General features: G+C 40.2%; 11 protein-coding genes. 5 read left to right on the top strand and 6 right to left on the bottom strand.

The window, feature by feature from the left end; genetic code table 11:
- Positions 1–30: 30 nt before the first annotated feature.
- The 4 genes from EDC24_RS11535 to EDC24_RS11520 all read right to left on the bottom strand — a co-directional run bounded on the left by EDC24_RS11535 (position 31) and on the right by EDC24_RS11520 (position 6,113).
- Positions 31–183 carry a small acid-soluble spore protein P gene (locus EDC24_RS11535; RefSeq protein ID WP_124222763.1) on the bottom strand — a complete coding sequence of 51 codons (153 nt, stop codon included), beginning with the start codon at positions 181–183 and terminating at the stop codon, positions 31–33.
- 224 nt (positions 184–407) lie between these two features.
- Positions 408–2,207 (bottom strand): cation:proton antiporter, encoded by a 1,800-nt coding sequence (locus tag EDC24_RS11530; RefSeq protein ID WP_124222761.1) that lies wholly within the window; start codon positions 2,205–2,207, stop codon positions 408–410.
- A gap of 574 nt (positions 2,208–2,781) precedes the next feature.
- Positions 2,782–4,032 carry an exo-beta-N-acetylmuramidase NamZ family protein gene (locus EDC24_RS11525; protein WP_124222759.1) on the bottom strand — a complete coding sequence of 417 codons (1,251 nt, stop codon included), beginning with the start codon at positions 4,030–4,032 and terminating at the stop codon, positions 2,782–2,784.
- Positions 4,033–4,070: 38 nt separating this feature from the next.
- A complete protein-coding gene (locus EDC24_RS11520; protein ID WP_245998157.1) occupies positions 4,071–6,113 on the bottom strand; it encodes a glycoside hydrolase family 3 protein in 2,043 nt (680 codons plus the stop codon).
- A gap of 607 nt (positions 6,114–6,720) precedes the next feature.
- Here EDC24_RS11520 and EDC24_RS11515 point away from each other — a divergent pair.
- Positions 6,721–7,683 (top strand): N-acetylglucosamine kinase, encoded by a 963-nt coding sequence (locus tag EDC24_RS11515; RefSeq protein WP_170158574.1) that lies wholly within the window; start codon positions 6,721–6,723, stop codon positions 7,681–7,683.
- On the opposite strand, the gene EDC24_RS11510 is transcribed toward EDC24_RS11515, so the two are convergent.
- Both EDC24_RS11510 and glcD read right to left on the bottom strand, forming a co-directional pair.
- The gene (locus tag EDC24_RS11510; protein ID WP_124222755.1) at positions 7,626–8,951 is read right to left on the bottom strand and encodes a (Fe-S)-binding protein; all 1,326 of its coding nucleotides are present in this window, start codon (positions 8,949–8,951) and stop codon (positions 7,626–7,628) included. The two genes, EDC24_RS11515 and EDC24_RS11510, sit on opposite strands and share 58 nt — an antisense overlap.
- On the bottom strand, positions 8,944–10,338 hold the full coding sequence (gene glcD, locus EDC24_RS11505; protein ID WP_124222753.1) for a glycolate oxidase subunit GlcD: 1,395 nt from the start codon (positions 10,336–10,338) through the stop codon (positions 8,944–8,946). Before glcD ends, EDC24_RS11510 begins: the two co-directional genes overlap by 8 nt.
- 151 nt (positions 10,339–10,489) lie before the next feature.
- Here glcD and nagA point away from each other — a divergent pair, with 151 nt between their 5' ends.
- The 4 genes from nagA (at position 10,490) to murQ (ending at position 14,334) form a co-directional block, all read left to right on the top strand.
- Positions 10,490–11,629, top strand: coding sequence for an N-acetylglucosamine-6-phosphate deacetylase (gene nagA / locus EDC24_RS11500; RefSeq protein ID WP_245998149.1), 1,140 nt, complete (start codon positions 10,490–10,492; stop codon positions 11,627–11,629).
- On the top strand, positions 11,607–12,302 hold the full coding sequence (gene nagB, locus EDC24_RS11495) for a glucosamine-6-phosphate deaminase (protein ID WP_124222750.1): 696 nt from the start codon (positions 11,607–11,609) through the stop codon (positions 12,300–12,302). Before nagA ends, nagB begins: the two co-directional genes overlap by 23 nt.
- A gap of 25 nt (positions 12,303–12,327) precedes the next feature.
- A complete protein-coding gene (locus EDC24_RS11490; protein WP_124222748.1) occupies positions 12,328–13,191 on the top strand; it encodes a MurR/RpiR family transcriptional regulator in 864 nt (287 codons plus the stop codon).
- A gap of 237 nt (positions 13,192–13,428) precedes the next feature.
- Positions 13,429–14,334, top strand: coding sequence for an N-acetylmuramic acid 6-phosphate etherase (gene murQ, locus EDC24_RS11485; protein WP_124222746.1), 906 nt, complete (start codon positions 13,429–13,431; stop codon positions 14,332–14,334).
- Positions 14,335–14,398: the final 64 nt, after the last annotated feature.

The following is a 14,398-nucleotide window of genomic DNA, read 5'->3' as shown; positions in this document are numbered from 1 at the left end:
AATTTGGAACAGTCTCTTTTCCCACAAACTCTACATATCATGATCCGATTTTTGTTTTTGCCGTGAATGGTTTTGCTGTTTTACTTTGTGCGATCCTTGCATTGGCTCGCCATATGGCTGTTTCGGACTCTTTGGTAAATTTGGTTTTGTTTGCTGTTTTGGTCCTTTGGGTTTTCCGCTCATTTTCGATCTCCTCCTTTGCTGATTTACGGATAGCTTTTAACAAGGGATAGAAATCTATACTTTGGAAAGCCAAATTCTCACCGCACTTGCCTAATCCATTTTTTGCGTAACTTATCATCTTACCTTGGCTCATGAATATTTGGGTTCTTAGTAACTGATAAATTATAAATCATCTATACACTTATTAATGCCTGGTACACTAGGTGCTAAGTTTATTCCTCAATCTATTCTTCATCCGGTGGACTTAGGCTAATGACAATATCTCCTTCCTCTCCTTTTACATCTGAATCGGGAGTGAAAAATTCTAATGCTCCTGTGTTTTTAAGTACAAATAAACGGATTTCCTTCTCGCTACGGTCTTGGTTATACTGTTTGTAACTATACTGCTTTGTTATTGGTGTTCTTTTAAATTTAAAGCCATTTTCAACTGCATCCGACAGTTTTGTTAATGAATAATGCTCTTCAAATAAAACTCGCCCGCCTATTGTAGGTTTCAAATCTTTAACTGTTTCTCCTTCTCCTTCTTCAACACTTAATCGAAATACGTTATTACGACCGTATTCAGGAATAAATGTCGAACAAACCAATGCATTATAAGAATCGTAATCTGTTCCTGCAATTAGATATTCAAATGGAGTCATATCAATGGAATGTTCTGTTTGTTCCGATAAGACCTCACCATGGTAAAAAGGTAAATCAGCTTTTTTTACTTTTTCTAACTTTCCCAAAGAAGAATCCGCAATCGTAAAAGGGACTTTTAATTTTTGTAAAAATTGCCCCAAAGATAACGTGAAAGCGTTACTTCCAACTAGCAATATTCCAGGTTGATCATCAATAGAAAGGTTTAGTTTTTTTGCAAGTGGCTCTAACGTAAACCCGTGTGCACACACAGTAAAGAAAACGAGTGCGAATGTTAAAGGGGTCACAATTGTTGCATCCGTGTATCCTTCTTCTAATAATATAGAAGCAAAATAACTTGATACAGTTAGTGCAACAATTCCCCGTGGTGCAATCCAACCAACCAATACTTTTTCACCAAGTGTTAAATCAGTTCGAATCGTTGAAAGTAAAATGGACAATGGACGTACTAGAAATAACATTAGCACGACAAATCCAATAATCCCTGGCTGGAAGATATCAAAAAGTGTGTCCATTGATAATGATGCAGTCAACATAACAAAAATTACGGATATTAGGAGGATGGAAATATTCTCCTTGAAATGACGCATATCTTGAATCGATGGAATACCAATGTTAGCCAATGTCATTCCCATTACAGTGACTGCAAGTAGGCCTGTCTCATGCTTGATTTCATCCGATATAGTGAAACAACCGATAACAATTGCAAAAACGATTGGTGATTTAAGAAATTCAGGAATATATCCTTTCTTAAACATCCAACCGACCCCACGACCACAAGCCCAGCCAAGAAACCCAGCAAAAAGTAAACCAAGAAAGAAATCAACTAATCTTGATGAATCCGATGTTCCATTCGTTAAAACTACGATGACTTCAAATGCTAATACTGCCAATAGTGCTCCTAAAGGATCAACTATAATTCCTTCCCATTTCAAAATTTTTGATGGTCTTGGCTTTAGCTTTGATTGTCGTAATAATGGTAAAATAACCGTGGGACCTGTAACTATAAATAAGGCACTGATAACGAGTGACACAGCCCAGCCTAATCCTGCAACATAATGTGCAGCTAGTGATCCAAAAATCCAGCTAATCAATGCACCAACTGTTATAATACGAATAACCGGTCTACCAAGTCCCTTTATTTCTTTTATACTTAGACTTAAACTACCCTCAAATAAAATAATGGCAACAGCAATTGAAATTAAGGGTTTAAATAGGTCGCCAAATGTATCTTCAGGGTGGATTAGGCCAAATATTGGTCCTGCCAATAAACCAACAACAGACATTACTACAATGGCAGGCATTTGAAATCGCCAAGAAATCCATTGTGACCCCATTCCTAATAGAATGATAATCATGATTTCAGCTAATGTGGATAGTGTCATGTGTTTATCTTCCTTTTCCTCATTTCAACTGTAAATAAAACAAGTATTCCACCGTACTTTTGTTCAATCCTATTTTAGATTTCCCATGTAGGTGAGTTCTTATGCTATCAGTTGACTTGCGGTATATGGCACAGCCATAATTGATGCAATTTTTTAAAATAAGGGGCCAGTTAGTAGACTGACAAAATCATGGTCTAAAGTGTGATTATCTGCAAAGCCTCCAAAGGGTTAGTTCAAAGTTTTAATAAAATCATTAGCTCTTGAGGGATAAACACCTTCTGTTATATACCATTTCCACACCAAGTCATCACCTTTCTTACCAATGAGACCTTCAATTAGGATTCCGGGTTGGACTTTATTGATGGAGATTCCACTTATTTGGTAGTTCGGTTTGTGAGTAAATCAATAGAGGTAACAATTTCATTGAATATTTCTTTAACTTGAAACATACTACGACGCGCTTCTGTACAATTATTAATCTCCTCTTCATTAAAAAACCTATCCGCCGCTTAAGCGGCGGATAGGAAGTAAATAATTTATTCTTTACCTACTATCAGTCTATGAAGATGTTTGATTAATAGATTAAATATTGTTCACGTACTTCTTTGAACTCGTCTAAGTCATCTTGCCATTGTTCGATAATCGCATCGACCGATTCGCCGTTTTCAATTGCTTCTTGTACCCAATCATTACCAATTAAGTTGTTGAAGAAACCATCAGAACGGAATGAGAAGTCTTCTGGGTATAAATCATGAATCGCTTTAACAATGTGTAACCCTGTTTCGATTGATTTATAAGCTGTTTGATCGGTAACATGAATTTCTATTCCGTGTGATAGGTTACCAGCATGTTTCGAGAACGTCGGTGTAAATGATGCAGCTCTAAATGTGACGCCAGGTAGTTCTTGTTCATTTAAGTGGGTCGCCAGTTCATCTGCATCAATAAATGGTGCACCGATTAATTCAAATGGTTTGGTAGTGCCACGTCCTTCAGATACGTTCGTACCTTCAATTAAAGCAGCTCCTGGATAAACCACGGTTGTATCTGTTGTCGGCATGTTTGGTGACGGTGCGACAAAATCTAAGTTCGTATCATCATAATACATGTAACGCTTCCAACTATCCATTTCAACGACTGTTAAGTCAGCGTTAATATCGAACTCATTATTAAATAATTTAGCTAATTCACCAACTGTCATCCCGTGACGTAACGGAATTTCATATTCTCCGACGAATGAAGAAAACTCATCATCTAAGACTGGACCTGCGACATCTTGGCCATTAATTGGGTTTGGACGATCTAAAACGACGAATTCTACATCGTTTTCTTGGGCTGCTTCCATAGCATTAGCCATTGTATAAATATAAGTGTAGAAGCGTGTGCCAACGTCTTGAATATCAAATAGGAGAACGTCGACATCTTCTAACATTTCAGGCGTTGGTTTTCTCGTTTCGCCGTAAAGGCTATAAACTGGAAGACCTGTTTTCTCATCAATGTAGTATTCAACATATTCGCCTGCTTGGGCACTACCACGGACACCGTGCTCTGGTCCGTATAGTGCAGTTAGGTTCACGTCAGGATCATTGTGTAAAGTATCGACAATACTGTTTAGTTCTGAATCTACACCTGTTGGATTTGTAATTAAACCAACATCTTTACCTTCAATAATGTCTTTTTCATCTTCTAATAATTGTTCAACACCTAGTTCAAATTGTTTTGCATGGCCTTTAGCTTGACCATTACCATTGCCTGGGTCTGCCATGGTGACTGTTATGGTTGTTAAAGTCAGAGTTAGTGCCATTAAACCGATGAGCCATTTTTTCATGAAAAATTCCTCCTTGAATTATTTAATAAAGAAACGGATTAGTAATTCAATCCGTGTCCAAATTCATATAAGACGTCATCGTTAAGTGTCGGAATCGTAACTGGAAGTGTTCCTGTTGGTTCGTTTTTACCGAAGATGGTTGCAGCAGTTGCATCAAAACTAGCCTGGTTAAAACCGTATTGAGCTAAATAACCATCAACATCAGGGTAAGCCATAATATCGTACGGGTTCCGAATACCTACTGAGACGACAGGAGCATCGGTCATACCTTCGAGTGAATTAATAAGTGACATGACTGGGTTATTTGGTGAGCGTCCATTGACATTATAAGTGTAAGAGCCAGCAATCACAGCTTCCGCGTTTGCTATTGTTTCTTGCTCACTTTCTGATAACTCACCTGACGTTTTGATCACAGTCGTTTGGTCGTGATAATTGGTAATCGCTTTACCTAAATTGTTTATAAACGTATCACCAACGACAACGATTTCGCCTTGACTGTCCTGGTTGAGTGGTAGAGCATCGTCTTCATTTTTAACCAATGTAATGGACCCATTAGCAACCTCCCGTTCTAGTTGTTGATGCTCATCTGCACCTACGATTTCAGTTGCCTTTGCTATTTTATCTTCAATAGATGGTGGGTTTTCTTGTTTGATAATCCCGCGTTCAATTTTCAAGCTTAAAATACGTTCAACAGATGCTTCGATACGTTCTTCAGAAATCTCACCTTCCTCAATGGCTGATAATAAACCATCTGCAACTTCTTCTAAGCCTACGGGCATTAAGACAATGTCACTACCTGCTTTCACAGCACGAATCGCTGCATCTACTGTACCGAAATGGTCTGTGATGGCATTCATGTTCATGGCATCTGTTGTGATAATGCCGTCGTAGCCCATGTCATCACGCATTAATTCTGTTAATACTTTGTGAGAAAGCGTGGCTGGTAGTGTTACTTCTTCACCAGTTTTTTGTGATGTTACCGTGGTGTCGTCGATTTGTGGGAAAGTCACATGGGCAGTCATGATCATGTCCACGCCAGCTTCCATCGCTTGTTGGAAAGGTGCTAGCTCTACTTGTTCTAAACGTTCGCGGTCATGCGGGACTTCTGGTAACCCTAGATGTGAATCCACATCTGTATCGCCATGACCAGGAAAGTGTTTAGCAGTTGCTGCGACACCAGTCGATTGCAGACCTTTCGTATAAGCGATCCCTAAATCGGCAACTAAATCAGGATCTTCACCGAATGAACGGACCCCAATAACAGGGTTATCTGGGTTATTATTCACGTCCATGACAGGTGCGAAGTTTGTATTAATACCAAGTGATCCGATTTCACGTCCGATAGCTTGACCGACATCGTAGGCCATTTCTTCAGAACGCGTTGCCCCCAGTGCCATATTGCCAGGAAAATCGGTACCTGACTGTAGACGCGTTACAATGCCACCTTCTTGGTCAATAGTCATCATTAAACCAAATTTCTCAGCAGCATTTTGGTAATCACTGACTAAACGAGCAGTTTGCTCTGTGCTTTGAACGTTTTCAGCAAATAAGATCACGCCACCTAAATGATACTCATCAACGAGTTGTTCGATTTCTGGAAGCATTTCCGTTACTGCTTCACCGTCCCAGTTCCGAAAATCAGGCATTAACATTTGCCCTAACTTTTCTTCAATCGACAGCTCGTCTAAAGCGTGTTGAATCATATCATATCGATCGCCATGTTCCTTAACTAAAGAAGGCTCGGATTTTGGTTTCCCAGGTTCTTTTTTACAGGGATTAACTTTATAATCGACTGCGATACGATCTTCATAGTCGCCGTTGGTTACTTTGATAAATGTTCTCCCGTTTTGCCCAGTCAGTGAGACCTGACCATTTTCATCAACGGTGGCGACATTTGGATTCGTTGAAGACCATTCAATTCCTTTAGAAACTTCCTTGAAATGTCCGTCATCATAGACATTTAAGGCTGATAGTTGAAATTGTTCAGAATCAATTGTGGCATTCGCTTCGGGAACATTTTCTAAGAGGATTAAATCTTGAGGAGTCGCTTGTTCTTGTGCTTGGACTAATTGACTTTGCATGCTTAAACCGACATTCGATAAGACAAACATGACGGCAACAGTTAAAATCAACCATTTTTGCGCATGATTCACGTTAGCATCACCTCAAATTAAGATTGGAATTGCAAGAGTAGCTTATGTGTTTTCTGTGAGGCTATTAAGAATAAATCTTGGTGAGGTCTAGAAAGCGCTTTCATAATTGTGATAAAATTTTGTTTCACCACCCTTTGGTAATGATGAATTTAAAATTTAGAATAAGGTTAACATTGTGAAATTTTAGAGTCAAATTTGGGAATAATGCTGTAAATCAGTGTTTTTGAGTATAAAGTTTTAGGTTTAGGAAAGTTTTGTGTTGGGATTTAGGACAAAATGAATGAAAATTGGAGGCGTTGTGTGAGGATTGGTTTTTAAAATTTAGAAAAATAGATAGAATGTCGTATTTTTAAACGATGGCTTTTACGAAATAGCTATATTTTAGGGACAAGAATCTATATAATCTGCCATTTGACTCATTGTTTCTATAAGACTCTTGTAAAGTAAAACTCTTTCATAAAGAATAGACAACTTGCACATTATTGTGGCATGATTTATGTACACAATTACTATGTACAATTGGGAGGTTCACAGCATGACCATCGTATTAGGCATTGACGGTGGCGGCACGGGTACGCAGGCACTAGTTGCTGATGAAACAGGTTATATTTATGCTACATCGACAGTAGGACCTACGAACCCGAATGCCGTGAGTCGATCACAATTAAAAGAAACGATTACTAACATAATGACGGAATTACATACGGAAAACCCAACAGCCTTTGGTCAAATTGCTTGCGGTTTTGCTGGCATGTCTGGTTCAGGTGATTCAGAGAAAAGTCACCTTGTCGAATCCGTCTTAGCTGAAGCGGCACCAGATTTCCCAATTCGAGTTGATAATGATGCGATTAATGCTTTGTATGCGGAAACGTTAGGTGAACCTGGCATTGTTCAAATTGCTGGGACAGGCTCAATTACTTTTGGTCTGAATGAGTCTGGCGAAACCGCTCGCATCGGTGGCTGGGGCTATTTATTCGGTGATGAAGGAAGCGGTTATGCAATTGGTCAATCTGCCTTACAAGCTGTTTTTCAAGCTTACGACGGTAAAGTGGAGGCAGATGTGATCACAAGACATATTTTATCCTACGCACAAATACAGCATATACCAGATTTGATTCCTTTTATTTATGAATCGCTCAGTCCCCGTGAAACGATTGCTAAATTAACGCGTCCAGTGTTTCAAGCTTATGATGATGGTGATGCTTTAGCGATTCGTCTAATTCAACAAGCTGCAGATGATCTAACTTTATCAATTCAAACGATGCTGAACCGCCATTTCCAACATAACCAAGAAGTTGTCTTAGCGGGTGGGTTGTTTAAACGTCGTGATGTCTTGCCAACAATACTCAATCAGCAATTATCTGTACCAGTTAGAGTTCTTGAGCGAGAACCCGTTGTGGGCGCTGTTGTTGCTGCCTTACAAGATGCTGGTGCAGTAGTTCAACCTGAGTTCAAATCATCAGTTGATAATGCCTCTAATAATAGGTCTGCTAAATGAACAGCACGCATCGTATCTGTTTGCTCAGTTCGTTCGATACCTAGTTTCATTTGTAATAGACAGCCTGGATTCGTCGTCACAATTGTGGTCGCACTGGTTGTGTCGACGTTTTTCATTTTATGATCTAAGATTTGCATCGACATCTCAGGTTGCGTCAAGTTATAGATGCCGGCTGAACCACAACATTGGTCAGCGTGTGGCATTTCAACGTATCCCCCTCCTTGGATCGCCTGGATGAGTTGACGGGGCGCTTCCGCAACGCATAAGACATTCCTTAAGTGACACGAATCTTGATAGGTGATGATTTGAGGATCGATTATTAAAGGTACTTCGTTTGGAAAATCAAGCTCCATTAATACGCTCGAAAAATCGACAATTTTATCGGTGAACGCTTTTGCTCGCTCAGCCCAGTCAGGATCGTTTTTTAATAAATGATCGTAGTCATGAAGAAACGCTCCGCAACCGCCAGCATTCGTGATGATGTAGTCGACGTCTGCTGTTTCAAATGCTTCAATATTTTGCTTAGCCAATTCAACAGCACCAGATTTTTCCCCACTATGGCCGTGCAAAGCCCCGCAACAACCTTGAGTGTCAGGAACGACGACATCACAGCCGGCTCGGTTTAATAACGCAATCGTAGACTGGTTCGTATCGTAAAATAGCGTATCCATGAGGCAGCCTTTAAACATAGCAACGGTTGCTTTCGTCTGAGTTGTTTCACTCGGGAATGTCGATTCACGGTGCTGTTTTGTCCGTTTCGGAACTTCTGGTAAGACGCGTTCCATTTGTTGCATATGTTCCGGGAAAAAGTTCATCACCTTTAATTTTCGTGCTGTTTTTTGTAAACCGGATCGCTGATAAAATCGTAATAAACTTGTTGCTTTGCCAATTTTGTCTTGATCGGTAAAAAGGGTGTTTAATGTTGTTTTGCGTAAGGCTTTTTCTCGTATGGCCTTATCTTTATGTTCGTAAAAAATCGCTCGCGCTTCTTCTAGCATTTCCCCATAATTAACACCGGCAGGGCAAGCAGGTTCACAAGCTCGGCAACCTAGGCAAACATTAAGTGATTCCTCGACTTCATGAACATCATCAATCTCTCCGTCTCGAACCGCCATCATAAGTGAAATTCGTCCGCGCGGAGAGTGAACTTCATCTTGCGTCTCGACATATGTCGGACAAGCAGGTAGACAAAAGCCACACTTCATACAATTGAGTAATTCATCTTCACTTATTCGTTCCTGAAAGGCTTGAGTGATGGATTCACTCATCGACCTCACCTCCTGAACGGTGAAATAATTTACCTGGATTCATGATGTGTTGGGGATCAAAGGCGTCCTTGATTTGTTTCATGAGATTGATTCCCTCGTCACCGACTTTCCAAGCTAAGTAGGGTGACTTCATTTCGCCGACGCCATGTTCCCCTGTAATGGTGCCACCTAGGTCAATAGCTTTTTGAAAAATCGCGGCGAATGCGGCTTCGACACGTTCCCATTCAGATTTGTCACGCAGATCTGTCATGCATGTTGGGTGTAAATTGCCATCACCAGCATGGCCGAATGTCGCGATATTGACCTCATACTCTAAGGCAATCGCCTCAATCGCTTTAACCATGGTGGCGATTTCAGAACGAGGGACGGTAGCGTCTTCTAAAATGGTCGTTGGGCTACGTTTGGCTAAAGCTGATAGAGCACTACGCCTCGCCTCACGTAACTGAGCTGCTCGTTCTTCCGTTTCAGCTATTTGTGTGGTGATTGCCCCATGTTCGACCGCAATCCCTTGAATTAATTGAATATCGTGTTCGCAAATGGAAGGTGGACCATCTTGTTCGATTAGTAATACTGCTTCGGCATCTGTTGGTAAACCGACATGGGAATAATCTTCAACTGCTTGAATCGTTGCACGGTCGATGAACTCTAGTGTTGCAGGGGTTAATTTGTTAGCAATCACCTGTGAAACGGTTTCAGCTGCGCGTTCAATCGAATCAAAAGAAGCTAACAATGTTTGTTTCGACTCAGGTAATGGGACCAGTTTAAGTGTTGCTTCTGTTATGATTCCTAATGTCCCTTCTGAACCGACAAACAAACTGGTTAAATCGTATCCCGCGACATCCTTAACGTTTTTCCCACCTGCGCGAATCACATCGCCGTTCGCTAAAACAGCATTAACACCGAGAACATAATCCTTCGTTACACCATACTTTAAGCCACGTAAGCCACCGGAGTTTTCGTTTATATTACCACCGATTGTTGAGATTTTCATCGAACTGGGATCAGGTGGGTAAAATAATCCTTTTGCCTCAACGGTCTGACATATATCTCCCGTAATGACACCTGGTTGAACCGTAATCGTTAAGTTGTTTTCATCGAGTTCCAAAATTTGATTCATACGATGGAAAAGCAAAACGACACCACCCTGAGTAGGTGTCGTGCCAGCAGCTAAATTCGTACCAGATCCCCGTGGCACAATGGGTACTTGGTGGTTATCACAGACCGTGACAATTTTTTTGATTTCTTGTTCACTTGCTGGAGCAACCACAGCCTCTGGTTTTGCATTGAAATTCGGCGTGGCATCGTATGCGTAAGAATGTAAAGAGGACTGTTTTGTTTGCACATGCTTGTCACCGACAATTTGTCGAATCTCTTGAATCCATGTCATAGTGATCGTACCCCTCTTGATAATTTTTTGAAAAGTTCTTAATTTTATTATAATATGAAAAAACACATGTTAAAATAAAATTACATTAAAAAATAAAAATTTTAAAATATACGTTTAAAACAAAAGGGAAAGAAGTGGTCTTTTTATGATCATGAATCATGTGACAATATTTCTCGAAAATCAGACCATTGATAGTGGTTCGATTGAGATTGAAGACGGTAAAATTATCGGCGTTTATGAGGAGTCTATCCATAATGAGTCGGCGATTGATGGACTTGGGTTGAACATTATTCCTGGTTTCATCGATACCCATATTCATGGTACCAATGGTGTTGATGTCATGGATGGGACGAATGAAGCGTTGGCAACAATGGCGCGAACCTTACCGCAAGAAGGAACAACCTCATTTTTACCGACAACGTTAACAAGTGATCCGTCGCAGATTGAACAAGCGTTAAACACGATCGTTGATTATCACCAGAATGAAGGTGAAGCTGAAATTCTAGGAGCACACATAGAAGGCCCGTTTATCAATCAAAAGAAAAAAGGAGCCCAGCCAGCAGAACATATTCGCTTGCCAGATTACACATTAACCAAAAAGTGGCTTGAAACCGGTGTGGTAAAGGCCATGACGTTAGCTCCAGAATTGGATCATGCGGATGATATTATGCAATTGTTACGTGATGCGTCTGTTGTCGCATCAGCTGGTCATACAGATGCGGATTATAACACGATTCGATTAGCGAGAACGCATGGTTTAAGTCAATTGACGCATTTATGTAACGCGATGAATGGTCTTCACCACCGAGAAGTCGGAGCGGTTGGTGCAGCGGCATTATTCGAGGATTTACAAAGTGAACTCATTGCTGATGGCATTCATGTTGTTGATCCCATGTTGAAATTGCTCTACGATATGTTAGGTCCTGATAAGATTACGCTTATTACGGATAGTATTCGAGCGAAAGGCTTAGAAGACGGAACTTATACATTGGGCGGGCAAGATGTAACTGTGGCGAATAAACAGGCGACACTGAATGACGGCACACTTGCTGGTAGTGTTCTGAAGATGAATGAAGCGGCGCGACGAATGATGGACGTTAGTGGTGCTTCATTTCGAGATGTCATAAAAATGGCTTCTGTTAATCCGGCTAAACAGTATGGTGTTTGGAATCAGAAGGGTAGTATTGCTGTTGGTAAAGATGCTGATTTCGTCTTAGTCGATAATCAATTAACGGTATATGCAACTTATTGTAAAGGTGTGAAAACCTATGAACGTCATCCAAACCAATAATTATGAAGCGTTGAGTCAACGAGTAGCTGATTATGTGCAGGAGCTTGTTGGTGCAAAAGACCAACCAGTTTTAGGTTTAGCGACCGGTAGTACTCCCGTAGGATTCTATGAGTACATACGCCAAACCCAACCCGATTGGTCACATGTAACGACGTTCAATTTAGATGAATATGTCGGGATTTCTCCAAGTCATTCGCAAAGTTACCGGACGTTTATGGAGAAGAATTTATTTTCTAACATTTCGGTGATGGCAAGTTATATCCCTGATGGTCAGGCTCATGATTTAACGGCTGAGTGTACCCGTTATGAACAATTAATCGCGGAACAAGGTCAGATTGATTTACAAATTCTCGGACTGGGTCATAATGGACATATTGGTTTTAATGAACCAGGGACGTCATTTCAATCTCGCACACATATAGTTGATTTAGCTGAAACAACGCGTCAAGCGAATGCTCGTTTTTTCGAATCAATTGACGACGTGCCGACTCAAGCGATTACAATGGGTATTCAGACCATTATGGAAGCAAAGAAAATTGTTCTAATGGTTAGTGGACACGATAAACAACATGCATTTAATCGTTTAATGGAAGGTGAGGTTGACGAACAATTTCCAGCTAGTGTCCTGCATCATCACCCTGATGTCACCGTGTTTGTAAGTGATGTTGGATAATATTATACAGAAAGGATGAAGGCGTATGTCGGATTTAAAAGGTGGACTCGTGATTTTAAAAGAAATGGTTGGTTTTTTACCGAATTCCGAACGCAAAATTGCTGAATATATGATTCAGCATCCTGAAGAAGCCATTCAAATGACAGCAGCATCATTAGGCAAAGCAAGCCAAACAAGTAGTGCTGCAGTCATTCGTATGTGTAAATCAATTGGCTTTAAAAGTTTTCAAGAATTAAAACTTCGTGTCGCTGGTGATCTACAACAAGGGAATGGATCAACCGATTACCGTGATATTAAACCGAATGAAGATATTGGCAGTGTGATTGATACCGTAACCGCTAATACCATTCAAACGATCAAAGAATCAGTTGATATCTTAGATAAGCAAGAATTGGAGCGGGCGGTCAATTCCATTATAAACGCAGAGTCGATTACTTTTGTTGGCTTCGGTGCGTCATACATTGCTGCAAGTGATGCAGCGCAGAAGTTCGTACGGATTAATAAGCATGTTCATTCATTTTCAGATTTACATATGGCAGCGACTACAGTTGCGAATAAAGGTAAGCAAGATGTCGTGGTCGGGTTATCGTTCTCAGGTGAAACAACAGAAGTAGCTAAAATACTCGGATTGGCGAGACAAAAAGGTATTCAAACGATTAGTGTAACGAAATATGGCCGGTCGAAAGTGGCTGACCAAGCTGATATTAAGCTTCATACTTCGGCGGCACGTGAAGCAACATTTCGTAGTGGTGCGACGTCATCTCGTATTGCGCAATTACATGTGATCGATATGTTATTCATGAGTCTAGCAGCGCAACAGTACGAGCAGTCCGTGCAATACATTGACGAAACGCGTGAAGCGATTTCCTATATTAAAGGGGATTTATAAATGTTTGATACAAATATTAGTTTTTTATAAATGCTGATCAAACACATCTAATGCTTGGTTTAGAGAAGGTAGTAGCATGCATTCTAAATAATATTTTTCTATCTGAAATAATATTTCAAAAACAAAACGTTTTATTGACATAAGAAATTAAAAAGGTTATAATAATTATAAATTTTCAGTTAATTATCATGATTTTGAAAGCGCTTTACTAAAACAATGGTAAGGGAATGGAGCTACATGGAATTATCAACGTTAACAACAGAACAGCGAAACTCTAATAGCATGAATCTTGACCAAAAAGATACATATGACATTTTAAAAACGATTCATCAGGAAGATGCTAATGTTCATCAAGCAATTGAAAAGGTTTTACCGACCATTGAAGATGTTGTTGAAGCAGTTTATCAACGTTTATTGCGAGGAGGTCGATTAATATATGTAGGGGCCGGGACAAGTGGTCGCTTAGGTTACTTGGACTCATCAGAATGCCAGCCGACGTTTATGACACCACCAGAAATGGTGCAAACGATTATGGCTGGAGGCGTCGATGCATTTTTCCAAGCGTCAGAGGGCTCTGAAGACCAAGAAAGTCAGGGTAGAGAAGACATTGCTGTTAAGGAGATTGGTCCATCTGATGTTGTTATTGGTATTACATCGAGTGGGCGGACGCCTTATCCGATTGGTGCGGTCAAACTTGCTAAAGAACAAGGCGCATTCACAGTGGCGCTAACGTGTAATGAGCATTCAGAAATTGGCCAGATAACAGATCGAGCAATTGAAGTTGTCGTTGGACCTGAAGTGCTAACCGGTTCAACAAGAATGAAAGCGGCAACAGCTCATAAAATGATTCTAAACATGATTAGTACAACGACTATGGTTAAATTAGGTAAAGTTTATGAAAACTTAATGGTCGATGTGCAAGCGAATAATGTGAAATTACGTGATCGGGCGAAACGAATTATTATGGATATCGCTAAAGTTACATATGAAGTAGCGGAACAGACATTGGCCAAAACAAACAACCATGTAAAACCAGCCATTGTGATGCTAAAAGGTGACGTTGATTATGAAACAGCCAACCAAGCACTGAATGAATGTGATGGCTATGTACGAGATGCTATTCAATACGTGAAGGACAATTAATGGATGAAGTCGCATCTTAAGTTAACTTTAGATGCGTTTCAAATAATATTAATCACAAGGGGGA

It is taken from the genome of Aquisalibacillus elongatus, from assembly GCF_003843875.1.
Lineage (GTDB): Bacteria > Bacillota > Bacilli > Bacillales > Alkalibacillaceae > Aquisalibacillus > Aquisalibacillus elongatus.
This window is presented reverse-complemented; position numbering and strand designations above follow the sequence as displayed.